Genomic DNA, 16,204 nt, shown 5'->3' with positions numbered 1-16,204 from the left:
GGGGGCAGGCGAGGCATCCTGCAGCCGTCCGGAAACGCGAACGGCGGCCCGAAAAATCGGTCCGCTATGGGCGCTGGATTGCAGCGGGACGCGTCTCGTCCGGTTCGCCGGGCCGGACAGTCGGGTCCCTGCCGGCGCCGCGGGACGATCGACCCGCCGTCCCGGTCGGCGCCGCCTCAGGGGGCACGGCCGGTCTCAGGTCGCGTGGGGCTTGCCGCGACAGCGCCGGTCCCTGGGCGGAGCGGCGTCCTCCCATTCGCGATCCCGCTCCGCCAGCAGGGCGGCCCGATGGGCCGCGACGGCCGCGGCGTCGGGGGGCGCCTCCACGCCGTCGGCCGTCGGCGGCGTGAACGGCCTGCCGGCCTCCAGGAAGCGGGCCAGCGTCGCGACGACGCGATCCACCTCGCCCGACGTCACGACCCCTGTCCCGAGGAGTTCTCGCCGCGAGCGACCCGCCATGTCGGCGCAGGTCCCGCCTTCCAAGCCGAGCGCTGCGACCGCCGCGGCGTCCAGGGGCAGACGTCCGACCGGCACCGCCTGCAGGCGGGAGAGCCTGCGTGCGCCCGTGGCTTCGGGCGTGTGCAGAGCCCGCCCGCCCGGTAGACAGCGCGCGATCTCGTCGACGATGAACGCCCGGACGCGCTCGACCCGAACCGGGCCGAACTTCCTGACCCCGGCGATCGCGTCCGGAGAGGATTCGGCCAGATGGCCGAGGTCCCGGAACCCGGCCTTGCGCAGACGCGCGCGCAGGGAGGCGGTGAGGAAGCCGCGGCCGAAACCGGCCTCGGAGAGATGCCGGATCGTGTCGCCGGGAAGGTCCTCGAACAGCGGGAGCGAAGCGCTGACCTCGGCGACGAGGCCGTCGGACGGAGCGTTGCGAGGGGGGCGGCCGGGCATCATCGTCGCCGATACGGCGATCTCCGGACATCGGCAACAGGCGGTCGCGGCGGGTCGTCCGCCGGGCGCCGGGCGCCGGGCGCCGCTTGGTCCGGGGTGGCGCCGGAGCGGCACGATCCCGTCCGCCGTGGCCGGGGTGAACACCCCGCCCTCGAACGCTCCCGCCGGACCTCCTCGGGGATCGCCTGCCGTCGCCCGCCCCCGCGGAGGGGGCGGTCCGGGCGCGCTGTCACGCCTGCAGGCCCCGCGGCATCGCCGGCCCCTTGTGCCCCGGTTCGGGCCGTTGGATACGGTATACCTGCTGCCCGTCAGAGAGAGGATGCGATGGCGCGACTGACCGTCAACGGCGTGGTGCGCGAGGTCGACGCCGAGCCGGATACGCCGCTCCTGTGGGTGATCCGCGAGCAGATCGGGCTCACCGGCACGAAGTACGGCTGCGGCATCGCGCAGTGCGGCGCCTGCACGGTCCATGTGGACGGGGCGGCCGTGCGCGCCTGCTCCCTGCCGCTGTCGGCGATCGAGCCGGGTCAGAAGATCGTCACGATCGAGGGCTTGGCGCCGGGCGCCGACCATCCGGTCCAGCGGGCCTGGGCGCAGCTCGACGTGCCGCAATGCGGCTTCTGCCAGCCGGGCATGATCATGGCCTCGGCGGCGCTGCTCGCGCAGACCCCGAACCCGAGCGAGCAGCAGATCCGCGCCGAGATCACCAACATCTGCCGCTGCGGCACCTACAACCGCGTGCTCGCGGGCATCAAGCTGGCCGCCGAGGGCGGCCGGCCGGGCCGGGGTTGAGGAGGGATCCGATGGGCGTGACCGCACGAAGCTCCCGGCCCTCGCGCCGCTCCCTGCTCGGCGGCGCGGCCGCCGGGATCTTCACCCTCGGCTTCCACATCCCCCTCCCCGCCCCCGCGGACGCCGCGACCCTCGGGGCGGCTCCCGTGGCGCCGGAGGTCAACGCCTGGGTGGTGGTCAGGCCGGACGAGACCGTGGTGATCCGCATCGCCCGCTCCGAGATGGGCCAGGGGACGCTCACCGGCCTCGCCCAGCTGGTCGCCGAGGAACTCGGCTGCGACTGGGCCCGCGTCACGACCGAGTACCCGACCCCCGGCCAGAACCTCGCCCGCAAGCGGGTGTGGGGCGACTACTCCACCGGCGGCAGCCGCGGGATCCGCGAGTCGAACGAGTACGTCCGGAAAGGCGGCGCCGCCGCGCGGATGATGCTGGTCGCGGCCGCCGCGAAGGGCTGGGGCGTCCCGGCCGAGGCGTGCCGGGCCGAGAAGGGCGTGATCACGCATGCCGCCTCGGGGCGCAGCACCACCTACGGCGCCGTCGCCGGCGCGGCCGCCAAGATGGAGCCGCCGAAGGACGTGGTCCTGAAGGACCCGAAGGACTGGACCATCGCGGGCCAGCCGCTGAAGCGCCTCGACACCCTGGCCAAGCTCGACGGCAGCCAGGTCTACGGCCTCGATATCCAGCTTCCCAACCTGCTGAACGCGGCGATCCGCGACTGCCCGGTGGTCGGCGGCACCGTGAAGAGCTTCGACGCGAAGGCCGTCGCGGGGATGCCGGGCGTCCGCCGCGTGCTCCAGGTCGGCGACAGCGCGGTGGCGGTGGTCGCCGACACGTTCTGGCGCGCCAAGACCGCCCTCGACGCCCTGCCGATCACCTGGGACGAGGGCCCGAACGCCGCGGTGTCGAGCCAGACCATCGCGGCGACCCTGCGCGAGGGGCTCGACGCCGAGCAGGCCTTCATCGGCAACAAGGCCGGCGACGTGGCGGGCGCGCTGAAGGGCGCCGCCAAGGTGGTCGAGGCCGTCTACGGGGTGCCGTTCCAGAACCACGCCACCCTGGAGCCGATGAACGCGACCGCGCTGTGGACGCCGGAGCGCTGCGAGGTCTGGACGCCGACGCAGAACGGCGAGGCGGCGCTCGCCGCCACGGCCGAGGCGGCCGGGCTGCCGGCGACGCAGTGCGACGTCTACAAGATCCACCTCGGCGGCGGCTTCGGGCGGCGCGGTGCCACCCACGATTGGGTGCATCAGGTCGTCCTGATCGCCAAGGAGATGCCGGGCACGCCGATCAAGCTGATCTGGACCCGCGAGGAGGACATGACGCACGGCCGGTACCATCCGGTCACCCAGTGCCGCCTGCGCGCCGCCCTCGACGAGAAGGGCGCCCTCACCGGCCTGCACATGCGCATCTCCGGCCAGTCGATCCTGGCGGCGATCGCCCCGCAGCGCATGGTCGACGGCCGCGACCCCGTCACGTTCCAGGGCCTCAACCCCGGCGGGCCCGAGGCGGCGATCGGCTACACGATCCCGAACCTCCTCGTCGATCACGCGATGCGCAACCCGCACATCATCCCGGGCTTCTGGCGCGGCGTGAACCTGAACCCGAACGCGATCTACCTGGAATGCTTCATGGACGAGCTGGCCCACGCGGCCGGCCAGGATCCCCTGGATTTCCGGCTGAAGCTGATGGGCAACCACCCCAAGCACCGCGCCGTGCTGGAGGCGGTGGCGGAGCGGATCGGCTGGCGGACCGCGCCGCCCGCGGGGGTGTTCCGCGGCCTGTGCCAGACGATGGGCTTCGGCAGCTACGTGGCGGGCGCCGCGGAGGTGTCGGTTTCCGACGCGGGCGATCTGACGATCCACCGCATCGTGGCCGCCACCGACCCGGGACACGCCGTCAACCCGCAGCAGATCGACGCGCAGGTGGCGGGCTCGTTCGTCTACGGGCTGTCGGCCGCCCTCTACGGCGAATGCACCGTGAAGGACGGGCGGATCGAGCAGACCAACTTCGACACCTACCCGGTGATGCGCCTGGACGCGATGCCGGCCGTCGAGGCGATCCTCATGCCGTCCGGCGGGTTCTGGGGCGGGGTCGGCGAGCCGACGATCGCGGTGGCGGCGCCCGCCGTGCTGAACGCGGTCTTCGCCGCCACCGGCAAGCGCGTGCGCCAGCTGCCGCTCCGGAACACGGACCTGCGCCGGGCATGATCCGCGCCCGCCGCGCTCGGCTGGCCGCCGCGCTCGCCGTGCTCGGGGCGAACGCGGCGCCCGCGGCCGAGCCGCCTCCGGCGGAGATCCGTCCGCCGGCCGGCGCCGCGTCCTGCACCGGCTGCCACGCCGCCGGGGCGGCGATGGGCGCCCTCGACGGCCGGCCGGAATCCGAGATCGCGGGGGCGCTCGCCGCCTTCCGCTCCGGCGAACGCCCGGCCACGATCATGAACCGCATCGCCCGCGGGTTCGACGAGGCCGAGAGCCGGGCGATCGCCGCGTGGTTCGCGGGCCGGGGGACGCCCTGATGTGCGCAACGCTCTCCGGACCGGCAGGGACGCCCGCGCCGACCCGGCGCGCCCTGATCGGCGGCGCCGCCGCAACCGTGCTGGCATGCCCGGCGCGCGCCGGCACCGCCCCGCGCGTCGTGGTCGTCGGCGCCGGGTTCGGGGGCGCCACCGCGGCGCGCTACCTCGCCCGCGGCGGCGCCGCCGTGAGCCTCGTCGAGGCGTCCCCCACCTACGTGGCCTGCCCGTTCAGCAACGAGGTCGTCGCGGGCCTGCGGGGGATCGAGGCGCAGACCTTCGGGTATGACGGGCTCGGCCGGGCCGGCCTGACGCTGCTGCCCGCCACCGCGAGCGCGGTCGATCCCGATGCGCGCCGGGTGAGCCTCGCGGACGGGGCGAGCCTGCCCTACGACCGCCTGATCCTGTCGCCGGGCATCGACCTGCGCTTCGACGCCGTGCCGGGCTACGACGCACAGGCCGTCACCGCCATGCCGCATGCCTGGAAGGCGGGCGCGCAGACGGTGCTGCTGGCGCGCCAGCTCGCGGCCCTGCCGGAGGGCGGGACCGTCGTCCTGTCGGCGCCCGCCAATCCCTATCGCTGCCCGCCCGGCCCCTACGAGCGCGCGAGCCTGATCGCGCATTTCCTCAAGACCCGGAAGCCGCGGGCCAAGCTGATCCTGCTCGACGCCAAGGACACCTTCTCCAAGCAGAAGCTGTTCGAGGAGGCGTGGGCGACGCTCTACCCGGACGTGCTGGAACACGTGCCGCTGAGTTCCGGCGGGCAGGTCACGGCGGTCGACCCGGCCGCGATGGTCGTGCGCACCGACTTCGCCGAGTACAAGGCGGACGTGGCCTGCATCATCCCGCCCCAGCGGGCCGGCCGCATCGCGGTGCTGGCCGGCTGCGCCGACCGCAGCGGCTGGTGCCCGATCGACCCCGTGACGTTCGAATCGCAGCGCGTCGCCGGCATCCACGTCATCGGCGACGCGGCGGTCGCCGGAGCGATGCCGAAATCGGCCTTCTCGGCCAACGCCCAGGGCAAGGTCTGCGCGCAGGCGGTCCTCGACCTGCTCGCCGGCCGCGCGCCGCAGACCCCGAAGCTGATCAACACCTGCTACAGCCTCGTCGCGCCGGGCTACGGCATCTCGATCGCCGGCGTGTTCCACCCGGCGAACGGGCTCCTGGCCGACGTCCCGGGGGCGGGCGGCACGAGCCCGCTGGGCGCGCCGGCCGCCCAGCGCGCGCAGGAGGCGGCGCAGGGCGAGGACTGGTACCGGACGATCACCCGGGACGCGTTCGGGTGAGCTGCCGGGTGCCCGCCGGCCCCGTCTCCGGCCCCGTCGCCAGCCTCGTCGCCGGCCTCGTCGCGATCCCGCTGGTGACCTCGATCCCGGGCGCGGCGCGGGCCGGGGAAGCCGTGGGTCCACCCGTGCGGCCCGACGCGATCGTCGGCGACGCGATCCCCGAATCCCTCACGGGCCACCCGGGGGATCCGGCGCGCGGGCGCCGGATCGTCGCCGACCGGACCCGCGGGCTCTGCCTCCTGTGCCACGCGGGCCCCTTCCCCGAGGAGCGGTTCCAGGGCAATCTCGCCCCGGACCTCACGGGCGTCGGCGCCCGCCGGAGCGCGGAGGCGTTGCGCCTGCGCCTCGTGGACGGGCGGGTGTTGAACCCGGACACGATCATGCCATCCTACTACAGCCTGACGAATCTCGACCGCGTCGGCAGGGCGTGGCAGGGGCGCCCGATCCTGGACGCGGGGGAGATCGAGGACGTCGTCGCCTTCCTCGCCACCCTGCGCGAGCCCGCGACCGAAGCGAAGCCGAAGGAATCGCCATGACCGCGCAGCGTCCGGATCGCCGCCGCGTGCTGGCCGGGGCGGCCGGGACCGTCCTCGCCGTCGCGCTGCGCCCCGCCGGGGCGGCGCCCCTGCCGCGCACGGAGACCACCGAATCCGCGATCCGGCGCTTCGCGGGCACCAGCGCGATCCGGCCGGGCCGGGTCACCCTCGACCTGCCGCCGCTCGTGGAGAACGGCAACACGGTGCCGCTCAGCGTGAGCGTCGAGAGCCCGATGATTCCGGCCGACCACGTCCGCCGGATCGGCGTGTTCAACGAGCGGAACCCGCAGCCGAACGTCGTCACGGTCCACCTGGGGCCGGAGGCCGGGCGCGCGCAGGTCGCGACGCGCATCCGCCTCGCGGACTCGCAGCGGATCACCGCGATCGCCGAGATGAGCGACGGGACCTACTGGTCCGCCAGCGCCGACGCGATCGTGACGCTCGCCGCCTGCCTGGAGGGCTGAGACCGGATGGCCCGCACCCTGATCAACCTGCCCAAGACCGCCAAGCCGGGCGAGGTCGTGGCGATCAAGACGCTGCTCTCCCACCCAATGGAGACGGGGTTCCGCCCGGGCCCCGACGGACGCATCCTCGCGCGCAACATCGTGACCGAGTTCGTCTGCCGCTTCGAGGGCGATGAGATCTTCCGCGCCGAGCTGTTCCCGGCCTCGTCGGCCAACCCCTACCTGACCTTCACCTGGGTCGCGACGCGGAGCGGCGGCTTCACCTTCACGTGGCGCGGCGACAACGGCTTCGAGCAGACCGAGACCGCGGCGATCGCGGTCGGCTGAGGCGAGGATGCCGCGCCGCTCGACGGTGAAGCCGCTCGCCCTCGTCGCGTGCCTGCTGTGCGGCCCGCCGGCCGGCGCCGGGGATGGGGCCCCGGTCGACCGGCGCTCGGGCTTCGACCAGATGAGCCCCGAGCTTCGCGCGATGCAGCGGGACGACACCGCCAATCCCGGCATGCTCGCGGTCGCCGACGGGGCCGAGCTGTGGGGGCGCCCGCCCGCATCAGGCAAGCCCTCCTGCGCCGGGTGTCACGGCACGGCCGAGGCCGGCATGCGCGGCGTGGCGGCGCGCTATCCCGCCTGGGACGAGCGCACGCATCGGCCGATCGACCTCCAGGGCCGGATCGATCAGTGCCGGCGCGAGCGGCAGGGTGGGGAGCCCCTGCCGCACGAGAGCCCCGACATCCTCGCGCTGACCGCCTTCGTCTCCCTGCAGTCGCGGGGCCTGCCGATCGCCCCGCCCGGCGACACCCGGCTCGAGCCCGCGCGGGCCGCGGGCCGGGCGCTCTTCGCGCGCCGGATGGGACAACTCGGCCTGTCCTGCGCCATCTGCCACGACGACCATTGGGGGCGCCGCCTCGGCTCGGCGACCATCCCGCAGGGGCACCCGACCGGCTACCCGCTCTACCGCCTGGAATGGCAGGCCTTGGGCTCGCTCCAGCGGCGCCTGCGCAACTGCCTGACCGGGATGCGGGCGGAACCGTTCCCCGACGGCGCGCCGGACTACACGGCCCTTGAGCTCTACCTCGCGACGCGGGCCGCGCCGCTGCCGGTCGAGACGCCCGCGATACGCCCCTGAGGCCACCGGCGCCCGTGACGCGCGGGCCCTTCCGGGCGCCTCAGCGGCGCGCGGCCTGCCCCTGGAGGAACGCCCTGACTTCCGTCTCGAAGGCCTCGGGGCTCTGAAGCTGCGGGACGTGGGCGCAGTCCGGCACCATGACGAACGTGGCCTCCGGCAGGCCGGCGGCGAGCTCGCGCCCCATGGTGGGCGGGGTGGCCTCGTCGTGCTCGCCGACCAGCACGAGGACGGGGACGCGCAGCTCGGACAGGCGTCCGCGCAGGTCGAGGCCGGCGAGCGCCGCGCAGGCGGCCTGAAAGACCGCCGGATCGGTGCGCAGGAAGGCGGCGCGCCGCTCCGCCATCAGGTTCGGATGGGCGTCCTGGAAGGCGGGCGCGAACAGGCGGCGCATCGCGGTGTCGGCGATCGCCGCGAGCCCCTTCTCGCCCGCCGCCCGCGCCATGCCGCGGAAGGCCTCGCGCCCCGGCTCCGGGAAGCAGGCGCCGCAATCCGCGAGGACGAGGCGGTCGAACAGGCCGGGATGGCGCAGGGCGCAGAGCAGCAGCACGAAGCCGCCGTAGCCGTTGCCGAGACCGGCCGCGGGCTGCCCGTCCGCCGCCTCGCGCACGGCCTGCGCCACCCGGTCGGCGACGGCCTCGAGCCCGCCCGGCGCCGGCGCGGACCCGCCGAAGCCGGGCAGGTCGGGGATCAGGATCCGGAAGTCCCGTCCGAGCCCGGGCGCGACCCGGTCGAAGCTCGTCGCGTCGGCGAGCAGCGAGTGCAGCAGCACCAGGGGCGGCCCCTCACCGGAGACCGCGAGCGCCACCTGTCCATCCGCGACCATCGATTGCATCCAGACCTCCCCCGCCCGCCCGATCCGCGGTTTCAATCCGCTGTCGCATTCCGATCAGTCGGCATCAACCCGGTTGACGTGATATTTCACGAGTGGCAGCATGGATCATCGAAAGAGGCCGTCCGTGCTGCTCCGAGACAACATCTACGCGGCGATCCGCGCCGATATCCTGGCCTGCACGCTGCGACCCGGCGCGGAGGTGCGCGAGCAGGAGCTGGCCCAGCGCTACGCCGTGAGCCGCCAGCCGGTCCGTGAGGCGCTGCTCCGCCTGGAGCGCGAGCGGCTCGTGACGGTTCACGCCCGCCAGGGATATCAGATCAACGCAATTTCGGTTTCCGACGCGCGCGATCTGCTCCGCATGCGCCTCGCGCTGGAGCCGGCCTGCGCGGCGGAGGCGGCGGCCGATGCGCCCCAGGCCGCCCTCGACGCCCTCGACGCGTTCCGCACGGTCGCCGAGGGAGCCGATTTCATCGCCGAGAACCGCGCCTTCCACATCGCCCTGGCCGAAGCCTCGGGCAACCGGCGCATGGCCGCCACCGTGCGCGACCTCGTCGAGCAGGCCGACCGGCTCGTGCGGGTCAGCCTCGACGGCATCCGCGGGCGCGATCCGGCGCAGCTGGTGGACGAGCACGCCGCCATCATCGACGCCGTGCAGCACCGCGACGGGCGCGGGGCGCGGCGCCTCGTGCGCGCGCACGTCGCCCAGGCCGAGCGCCGCATCCTGACCGCGCTGGAGCGCAGCGCGGTCGTCCTCTGAACCAGCGCCGGCGGGGCCCGCGGGCCGGCCGCGCGACGCGATACGGGAGAGACGCCATGAACATGCGCGAGCCGACACCGGCGATCGAGACCCGGGGCAACTTCATCGACGGGCGCGAGGTCGAGGCCGGGGACGGCACCCTGATCGACGTGCGCAACCCCGCCACCGGCGCGGTCATCGCCCGCATCCCGAATTCGGGGCCGGCCGACGTCGACCGGGCGATGCGCTCCGCCCGGGCCGCCTTCGAGGGCAAGGACTGGGGCGGCATGGACATCCGGGCCCGGGCCCGCCTGGTCAACCGGCTCGCCGACGCCTTCGAGGCGAACCTCGACGCGCTCTACCGGCTGGAGACCACCAACAACGGTCGGCCGGTCAACGAGACCCGGGCCCAGCTCTCGCGGCTGCCGGACTTCTTCCGCTACTTCGCGGGGGTGGCGCTGGCGCGGCGCGACGACGTGATCCCGGTGGAGGGCAACTACCTCAACTACACCCGCCGCACGCCGATCGGCGTCGTGGCCAATTGCACGCCGTTCAACCACCCGCTGATGATCCTGTGCAAGTCGCTGGCGGTGGTGCTCGCCACCGGCTGCACCACGGTGGTCAAGCCCTCCGAGTACACGCCGCTGACGACCCTGAAGCTCGCGCAGATCTTCACCGAGGCCGGGCTGCCGCCGGGCGTATTCAACATCGTGCTGGGCCTGGGCGCCTCCACCGGCAAGGCGCTCGCCGAGCACCGCGACATCAACAAGCTCGTGCTCACCGGCGGTACCGAGGCCGGCCGGATCGCCGGTTCGGCGGCCGCGAAGGTCTTCGCCCACCAGACCATGGAGCTCGGCGGCAAGACCCCCGTGATGGTGTTCGACGATTTCGACGTCGAGCGGGCGGTGAACTACGCGGCCTTCGGCGCCTTCATCGGCGCCGGCCAGACCTGCGTGTGCGGCAGCCGCCACCTCGTCCAGGCCTCCATCTACGACGAGTTCGTGGAGCGGCTGGCCGCCAAGACGGCCTCCATCCGCCTCGGCGACCCCTTCGACACCGCGACCCAGCTCGGGCCGGTCATCTCCGAGCGCCAGCGCGACCGTGTTCTCGCCTATGCCGGCTACGGCCGCGACGAGGGCGCCCGCGCGGTCGCGGGCGGCCAGGCCGCGACGGTGCCGGGCTTCGAGGGCGGCTACTTCGTCGAGCCCACCGTCTTCGCCGACGTCACCGCCGACATGCGCATCTTCCAGGAGGAGGTGTTCGGGCCGTTCACCAGCGTCACCCGCTTCGAGGACGAGGCCGAGGCGCTCCGGCTCGCCAACGACTCGCCCTTCGGCCTCGCCGCGGCGGTGCGCACCCGGGACGTCGCCCGGGCCCACCGGGTCGCGCACGCGGTCAAGGCCGGCATCGTCTGGATCAACGACCACCACCGCCTCGACCCCGCCTCCCCGTGGGGCGGTGTCGGCGACAGCGGGCTGGGCCGCGAGTGCGGCATCGAGAGCTTCAACGACCATTTCGACGTGAAGAGCATCATGGTCGCCACCGGCGACGGGCCCTTCGACTGGTACCGCGACACGGCCGGCCAGCGCCGCCTGAACTGACGCACGACCGCGCGGGGGGATGCGAGGTCCGCGCCAGACGGGCCCCTTCCGCGCCGAACCCGAAGCCCGGAAGGAAACGCCCCATGCCCGAACCCGTGAGCCCGGCGGTCAACGCTGGAGGCCGCCTCGACCGCCTGCCGATCGGCCCGTTCCACCGCCGCATCATGTGGCTGATCGGGATCGGCATGTTCTTCGACGGGTTCGACATCTACATCGCCGCCACCGTGCTGGGCTCGACCCTGAAGAGCGGCTTCTCGACCCTGCCGCAGAACGCGTGGTTCGTCTCGGCGACCTTCGTGGGCATGATGGCCGGCTCGTTCCTCACGGGCTTCTTCGGCGACCGCTACGGCCGGCGCTTCACCTACCAGGCGAACCTCCTGGTCTTCGGCCTCGCCGCCATCGGCGCCGCCTTCGCGCCGAACATGACGGTGCTGATCATCCTGCGCTTCATCATGGGCGTCGGGCTCGGGGCCGAGAACGTGGTCGGCTACTCGACCATGACCGAGTTCGTGCCGGCGCGTTCCCGCGGGCGCTTCCTGGGCCTGATGGCGGTCTTCGTGGTCACCGGCCTGCCGGCCGCCTCGCTGATCGGCTATCTCGTCATCCCGGTCTTCGGCTGGCGGGCGATGTTCGCGCTGGGCGGCCTCGGGGCGCTGGCCGTCTGGTACGCCCGCAAGAACCTGCCGGAATCGCCGCGCTGGCTGGAGGCCGTCGGCCGCCACGCCGAGGCCGAGGCGCTGATGCGGTCGATCGAGGCCGAGGCCGCCCGCGGCGCACCCCTGCCGCCGGCCGCCGTGTCGGCGCCCGTGCCGCAGCTCGGGCTCTTCGCCCTGTTCCGGCCGCCGCTGCTGTCGCGCCTGCTGCTCGGCTGCCTCTGCCTCGTGGTGATCAACACGCTGCTCTACGGCTTCGTGACGTGGCTGCCGACCTTCTTCATCCGGCAGGGCCTCTCGGTGGCGACCTCCTTCGGCTACGCCCTGCTGATGGGGCTCGGCGCGCCGGTGGGCAGCGCCATCGGCGCGCTCACCGCCGACCGCTGGGGCCGCAAGCCGACGATCATCGGCGCCTCGGCGGCCGCCATCCTGTTCGGGATCCTGTACCCGATGACGCAGGATCCGGTGCTGCTGCCGCTGGTCGGGTTCGGGCTCACCGTGCCGATCTACGTGCTGGTGGCGCTCCTGTTCGGGATCTACATCCCCGAACTCTTCCCCACCGAGGTGCGGCTCAGGGCGTCGGGCCTGTGCAACACGGTCGGCCGCGGCGCCACCATCGTGACGCCCTTCCTGGTCGTGAGCCTGTTCGAGGCCTACGGCATCGCGGGCGTGACCGGCCTGATGATCGCCCTCCTGGCCCTGCAGATCGTGGCGGTCGCCGTCTTCGGCGTCGAGCCGCGCCGCCAGAGCCTGGAGAGCCTCGAGCCGGTCCTCGCGCCGGCCGAGGACGGCCCGGCATCGGGCGCGCGCGCGGCGGTGCCGCGCCCGATCGCCTGAGCGCGCGGCGACACCGGATACGGGAGACGGGGATGCGGGCACATCGCGCGACGGCCGGACGGTTGGGATGGTCCCTGGCCGTTTGCCTCTTGGCTGCCGGACTGTCGCCGTCCGCGGCGCACGGTCCGAACGACCCGCCGCACCGGCTGGAGCGGCTGGGCGACCTGCCGCTGGAGAGCGGCGAGACGATCCGGGACTTCTCGATCTCCTACGTCACCCACGGGACGCTGAACGCCGACAAGTCCAACGCGATCCTGATGACCACGGCGATCGGCGGCAACCATCACCGGATCGACTTCCTCATCGGTCCCGGCAAGGCCCTCGACACGGATCGGTACTTCGTCGTCGCCACCGACGCGATCGGCAACGGGCTGTCTACGAGCCCGAGCACCAGCGCGAGCCAGCACGGGACGGCCTTCCCGCACTTCACCATCCGCGACATGGTGGAGAGCCAGAAGCGGCTCCTCGACCGCCTCGGGATCACCCATCTGGTGGCGGTGGCGGGCGCCTCGATGGGCGGCATGCAGGCGCTGCAATGGGGCGTCAGCCATCCGGGCTTCATGGACGCCCTGGTGGCGCTCACCCCCATGGCGCGCACCGCGCCGTGGTCGATCGCCGTCAACGAGGCGACCCGCAGGGCGCTGATGCTCGACCCCGCCTTCAAGGACGGCGCCTACGACCGGCAGCCCGAGCAGGGGTGGCGGCTGCGCGCCGACATCCTGCAGGTGCTGGCCGCCCGGACGCCCGAGGCGTTGCGCGGGATCGCCCCGCAGCCCCTCGACATCCTGCCCTGGATGCGCGCGCAGGAGGAGGCGGTGCTGAAATCCGGCTTCGACGCCAATGACTGGATCGCCCAGACCTGGGCCTACGACCGCCACGACATCGGCCAGACCCCCGGGTTCGGCGGCGATGTCCGGAAGGCGCTCGCCGCGATCAAGGCCCGGACCCTGATCCTCACCGGCGGCAGCCTCGACCTGTACAATCCGGTCGAGGAGGCGCGCGAGGCCGGCGCCTACATCCCGCAGGCGAGCGTCGTCGCCGTGCCGTCCGTGCAGGGCCACACGACGGCCACGGCGACCAAGGCCGCGGACGTGGACTACATGAACCGGACCGTCCGGGATTTCCTGGATGCGGGCGCGCCGCGCGGCCGCTGAGACAGCGAGGGGGCAGGTGATGATCGGGAAGACCACGATCGCGATCGGCGCGGTTCTGGCTGCGGCGCTCGCCGCCGGCCCCGCCGCGGCGCAGCAGCAGGCCGCCCCGCTGCAGGTGCCGGCCAAGTCCGTGCCGGTGCCCGCCGACGTCAGCCCGCAGATGGGCAAGATCATCGGCCTGCCGCTGCGGACCAACTGGGACATCCACCCGAAGGACGGCGCGGCCTGGAAGCCCGTCGCCGAGACCGGCGCGGAGGCGCTCAGGAAGCTCGTGCCCGGCATGATCGAGCGCCTGCACGTGACGGTCGCGCGCACGACGATCGACGGGGTGCGGGCCTTCATCGTGACCCCCGAATTCGTCCCGCCGGAGAACCGCGACCGGGTGCTCGTCCACGTCCACGGCGGCTGCTACGTGCTCAACCCCGGCGAGGCCGGCCTGCCGGAGGCGCTGTTCATGGCCGGGTTCGGCCACTTCAAGGTGATCTCGGTCGATTACCGCATGCCGCCGGAGGCCGTCTATCCGGCCGCCCACGACGACGCCATGACGGTCTGGAAGGCCGTCACGCGGGCGACGGATCCGAGGAAGACGGCGATCTTCGGCACCTCGGCCGGCGGCGCGCTGACCCTCGCCATGGTGCTGCGGGCCAAGCAGGAGGGACTGCCCCTGCCCGCCGCCATCGCGCCGGGCACGCCGATGTCGGACACCACCAAGGTCGGCGACAGCTTCGTGACGAACGCGATGCTCGACAACGTGCTGGTCTCGCCCGACGGCTTCTGCGACGACGGGGCCAAGGTCTACGCGGACGGTCACGACCTCAAGGATCCGATGCTCTCGCCCGTCTACGGCGACTTCAGGGGTTTCCCGCCCACCATCCTGACCACCGGCACGCGCGACCTGCTGCTCTCGAACACGGTGCGCGTGCATCGCAAGCTGCGCGAGGCCGGCGTGGAGGCCTTTCTTCAGGTCGGCGAAGGCCAGTCCCATGCCCATTACATCCGGGACGACACCGCGCCCGAGACCCGGGCGGTGTTCGAGGAGATCGCGGGCTTCTTCGACAGGCATCTGGCGCGATAGGGCCGCGCGGCCGGCCGGGGGCGGACCGTCGCGGGCGGATCGGCTCCGTGCCCGACGCGCGTCAGGGCCGGGGCGGTCCGACGCAGGGTCGTACCCCGCGCCCCGGGGCGGACGGGCGGAGCGAACGCGACCGGCGCTGCAACTTTGAGGGCGGAGTGAAGTTCATCCGCAGCTTGAGGTGCACGGAGGTCTGGTGCCAGCCTGGATCCAACACGCTGTCTGGTGGCAGATCTTTCCGCTCGGCTTCGTCGGCGCTGAGCCCGAGGCCGTTGCCGGCGCGCCCGTCGTGCATCGCCTGCCCCAGCTGCATGCCTGGCTCGACTACGCGGTCGAACTCGGCGCCTCGGGCTTGGCGCTCGGGCCGATCTTCGCGGCCTCGACCCACGGCTACGACACGATCGATCCCTTCCGGATCGACCCGCGTCTCGGCGACGATGCCGATTTCGACGCCCTGATCGAGGCCGCGCACGCGCGGGGCCTGCGCGTCCTCCTCGACGGAGTCTTCAACCACGTCGGTCGCGGGCATCCCGCCTTCCAGGAGGTTCTGCATCGCGGCCCGCAGGCGGACCGGGCGCATTGGTTCAAGCTGTCCTGGCCGCGCGGCACCGCACCCGGGACGGAGCCGGACTATGCCTGCTTCGAGGGGCATCGCCAGCTCGTCACCCTCGATCACGACGCGCCGGAGGTGGCGGATTACGTCGCCGCGATCCTGGATCACTGGCTCGCCCGCGGCGCCGACGGCTGGCGGCTGGACGCAGCCTACGCCGTCCCCCGGCGCTTCTGGGCGCAGGTGCTGTCCCGGATCCGCGCCGACCACCCGGACGCCTACATCGTCGGCGAGGTGATTCACGGCGACTATGCCGGCATCGTGCGCGATACCGGCATGGATGCCGTCACCCAGTATGAACTCTGGAAGGCGGTCTGGAGCGCCCTCAACGATCGCAACCTGTTCGAACTGGCCCACGCGCTGGAGCGCCACGACGGCTACCTGGACACCTTCGTGCCGCTGACCTTCGTGGGCAATCACGACGTGACGCGCATCGCCAGCCGGCTCTCCGACGAGCGGCACCTGCCCCACGCACTCGCGATCCTGTTCACCTGCGGCGGGACGCCCTCGATCTACGCCGGCGACGAGCAGGCGTTCCGGGGCGTGAAGGAGGAACGGGTGGGCGGGGATGATGCGATCCGCCCGTCCTTCGCGGCGACGCCGACCGAACTCGCCCCCTACGGCTGGCCGATCTACCGCCTGCACCAGAGCCTCATCGCCCTGCGCCGGCGCCATCCCTGGCTGCATCGGCCCCGTGCGCGGCAGATCCATCTGGCCAACGCGCAGCTCGTGCTCGCGCTGTCGGGGCGGCAGCTGACCGGGACGCATCAGACCGAGGCGCATCAGCCCCTGCTCATCGCACTGAACCTCGACGACGGGCCCGCCCTGCTGCCGGTGCCGGGGGCCCGTCGCGTCGAGGTGGGCGACGGTGACCTCGTCCCCGGCGACGACGGCGCCGCGCGGGTGAGCCTCGGCCCCCACGGCTGGGCGATCCTATCCGCCTGAACCACGGTGCGATCGTGTCCGGACGCCGGTCTCCCTTCGAGCCCCGTCGGCCCCGCCGGAACGGTGATCGCCGACCTGCGGGCCGGCGACCGGCCGGGGGCTCACGGGCGCAGCGGGCCGCGGCAACCCGCCGCGGCTGTCCGGCCAGCGGTCC

16 protein-coding genes are annotated in these 16,204 nt (G+C 73.3%); 14 read left to right on the top strand and 2 right to left on the bottom strand.

Translation table 11 applies throughout. The features are described 5' to 3' along the window. Positions 1-195: 195 nt before the first annotated feature. Entirely contained in the window at positions 196-897 is a 702-nt protein-coding gene (locus MFF58_RS22565; protein ID WP_238291223.1) for a hypothetical protein, read from the bottom strand. A 324-nt stretch (positions 898-1,221) separates the two neighbouring features. Between MFF58_RS22565 and MFF58_RS22560 the strand changes: the two genes are divergently transcribed. From MFF58_RS22560 to soxA, 8 genes are read left to right on the top strand one after another with little or no spacing between them, the layout of a single operon-like run. Further along, positions 1,222-1,689 (top strand): (2Fe-2S)-binding protein, encoded by a 468-nt coding sequence (locus MFF58_RS22560; protein WP_238291222.1) that lies wholly within the window; start codon positions 1,222-1,224, stop codon positions 1,687-1,689. A gap of 11 nt (positions 1,690-1,700) precedes the next feature. Further along, a complete protein-coding gene (locus tag MFF58_RS22555) occupies positions 1,701-3,896 on the top strand; it encodes a xanthine dehydrogenase family protein molybdopterin-binding subunit (protein ID WP_238291221.1) in 2,196 nt (731 codons plus the stop codon). Next, the gene (locus tag MFF58_RS22550; protein ID WP_238291220.1) at positions 3,893-4,204 is read left to right on the top strand and encodes a c-type cytochrome; all 312 of its coding nucleotides are present in this window, start codon (positions 3,893-3,895) and stop codon (positions 4,202-4,204) included. Before MFF58_RS22555 ends, MFF58_RS22550 begins: the two co-directional genes overlap by 4 nt. Continuing rightward, a complete protein-coding gene (locus MFF58_RS22545) occupies positions 4,204-5,487 on the top strand; it encodes an NAD(P)/FAD-dependent oxidoreductase (RefSeq protein WP_238291219.1) in 1,284 nt (427 codons plus the stop codon). Before MFF58_RS22550 ends, MFF58_RS22545 begins: the two co-directional genes overlap by 1 nt. A gap of 8 nt (positions 5,488-5,495) precedes the next feature. After that, entirely contained in the window at positions 5,496-6,023 is a 528-nt protein-coding gene (gene soxX / locus MFF58_RS22540; RefSeq protein ID WP_373323376.1) for a sulfur oxidation c-type cytochrome SoxX, read from the top strand. Further along, positions 6,020-6,487 (top strand): SoxY-related AACIE arm protein, encoded by a 468-nt coding sequence (locus MFF58_RS22535; RefSeq protein WP_238291218.1) that lies wholly within the window; start codon positions 6,020-6,022, stop codon positions 6,485-6,487. The genes soxX and MFF58_RS22535 overlap by 4 nt, the downstream gene beginning before the upstream one ends. 6 nt (positions 6,488-6,493) lie before the next feature. Then, a complete protein-coding gene (locus MFF58_RS22530) occupies positions 6,494-6,814 on the top strand; it encodes a thiosulfate oxidation carrier complex protein SoxZ (RefSeq protein WP_238291217.1) in 321 nt (106 codons plus the stop codon). 7 nt (positions 6,815-6,821) lie between these two features. After that, positions 6,822-7,610, top strand: coding sequence for a sulfur oxidation c-type cytochrome SoxA (gene soxA, locus MFF58_RS22525; protein ID WP_238291216.1), 789 nt, complete (start codon positions 6,822-6,824; stop codon positions 7,608-7,610). Positions 7,611-7,650: 40 nt separating this feature from the next. Here soxA and MFF58_RS22520 read toward each other — a convergent pair whose 3' ends face one another. Next, entirely contained in the window at positions 7,651-8,442 is a 792-nt protein-coding gene (locus MFF58_RS22520; RefSeq protein ID WP_238291215.1) for an alpha/beta fold hydrolase, read from the bottom strand. Positions 8,443-8,566: 124 nt separating this feature from the next. Between MFF58_RS22520 and MFF58_RS22515 the strand changes: the two genes are divergently transcribed. The 6 genes from MFF58_RS22515 (at position 8,567) to MFF58_RS22490 (ending at position 16,050) form a co-directional block, all read left to right on the top strand. Next, a complete protein-coding gene (locus tag MFF58_RS22515) occupies positions 8,567-9,199 on the top strand; it encodes a GntR family transcriptional regulator (RefSeq protein WP_238291214.1) in 633 nt (210 codons plus the stop codon). Positions 9,200-9,255: 56 nt separating this feature from the next. Continuing rightward, positions 9,256-10,779 carry an aldehyde dehydrogenase gene (locus MFF58_RS22510; RefSeq protein ID WP_373323375.1) on the top strand — a complete coding sequence of 508 codons (1,524 nt, stop codon included), beginning with the start codon at positions 9,256-9,258 and terminating at the stop codon, positions 10,777-10,779. Positions 10,780-10,862: 83 nt separating this feature from the next. Continuing rightward, positions 10,863-12,269 (top strand): MFS transporter, encoded by a 1,407-nt coding sequence (locus tag MFF58_RS22505; RefSeq protein WP_238291212.1) that lies wholly within the window; start codon positions 10,863-10,865, stop codon positions 12,267-12,269. Between the two features lie 32 nt (positions 12,270-12,301). Continuing rightward, positions 12,302-13,423, top strand: a complete 1,122-nt coding sequence (locus tag MFF58_RS22500) for an alpha/beta fold hydrolase (protein WP_238291211.1) — start codon at positions 12,302-12,304, stop codon at positions 13,421-13,423. 19 nt (positions 13,424-13,442) lie between these two features. Continuing rightward, positions 13,443-14,498, top strand: a complete 1,056-nt coding sequence (locus MFF58_RS22495; protein WP_238291210.1) for an alpha/beta hydrolase — start codon at positions 13,443-13,445, stop codon at positions 14,496-14,498. Positions 14,499-14,691: 193 nt separating this feature from the next. Next, positions 14,692-16,050, top strand: a complete 1,359-nt coding sequence (locus MFF58_RS22490; RefSeq protein ID WP_238291209.1) for an alpha-amylase family glycosyl hydrolase — start codon at positions 14,692-14,694, stop codon at positions 16,048-16,050. The last annotated feature ends 154 nt before the right edge of the window (positions 16,051-16,204 follow it).

The organism is Methylobacterium longum, from assembly GCF_022179385.1.
GTDB classification, from domain to species: domain Bacteria; phylum Pseudomonadota; class Alphaproteobacteria; order Rhizobiales; family Beijerinckiaceae; genus Methylobacterium; species Methylobacterium longum.
Note: the sequence above shows the minus strand (reverse complement) of the source record. Positions and strands in the feature narration are given on the sequence as shown.

Bases quoted from the DNA above. Each gene is read 5' to 3' on its own strand.
- MFF58_RS22565 (WP_238291223.1), bottom strand. From the start codon at position 897: ATGCCCGGCCGCCCCCCTCGCAACGCTCCGTCCGACGGCCTCGTCGCC.
- MFF58_RS22560 (WP_238291222.1), top strand. From the start codon at position 1,222: ATGGCGCGACTGACCGTCAACGGCGTGGTGCGCGAGGTCGACGCCGAG.
- MFF58_RS22555 (WP_238291221.1), top strand. From the start codon at position 1,701: ATGGGCGTGACCGCACGAAGCTCCCGGCCCTCGCGCCGCTCCCTGCTC.
- MFF58_RS22550 (WP_238291220.1), top strand. From the start codon at position 3,893: ATGATCCGCGCCCGCCGCGCTCGGCTGGCCGCCGCGCTCGCCGTGCTC.
- MFF58_RS22545 (WP_238291219.1), top strand. From the start codon at position 4,204: ATGTGCGCAACGCTCTCCGGACCGGCAGGGACGCCCGCGCCGACCCGG.
- MFF58_RS22535 (WP_238291218.1), top strand. From the start codon at position 6,020: ATGACCGCGCAGCGTCCGGATCGCCGCCGCGTGCTGGCCGGGGCGGCC.
- MFF58_RS22530 (WP_238291217.1), top strand. From the start codon at position 6,494: ATGGCCCGCACCCTGATCAACCTGCCCAAGACCGCCAAGCCGGGCGAG.
- soxA (WP_238291216.1), top strand. From the start codon at position 6,822: ATGCCGCGCCGCTCGACGGTGAAGCCGCTCGCCCTCGTCGCGTGCCTG.
- MFF58_RS22520 (WP_238291215.1), bottom strand. From the start codon at position 8,442: ATGCAATCGATGGTCGCGGATGGACAGGTGGCGCTCGCGGTCTCCGGT.
- MFF58_RS22510 (WP_373323375.1), top strand. From the start codon at position 9,256: ATGAACATGCGCGAGCCGACACCGGCGATCGAGACCCGGGGCAACTTC.
- MFF58_RS22505 (WP_238291212.1), top strand. From the start codon at position 10,863: ATGCCCGAACCCGTGAGCCCGGCGGTCAACGCTGGAGGCCGCCTCGAC.
- MFF58_RS22500 (WP_238291211.1), top strand. From the start codon at position 12,302: ATGCGGGCACATCGCGCGACGGCCGGACGGTTGGGATGGTCCCTGGCC.
- MFF58_RS22495 (WP_238291210.1), top strand. From the start codon at position 13,443: ATGATCGGGAAGACCACGATCGCGATCGGCGCGGTTCTGGCTGCGGCG.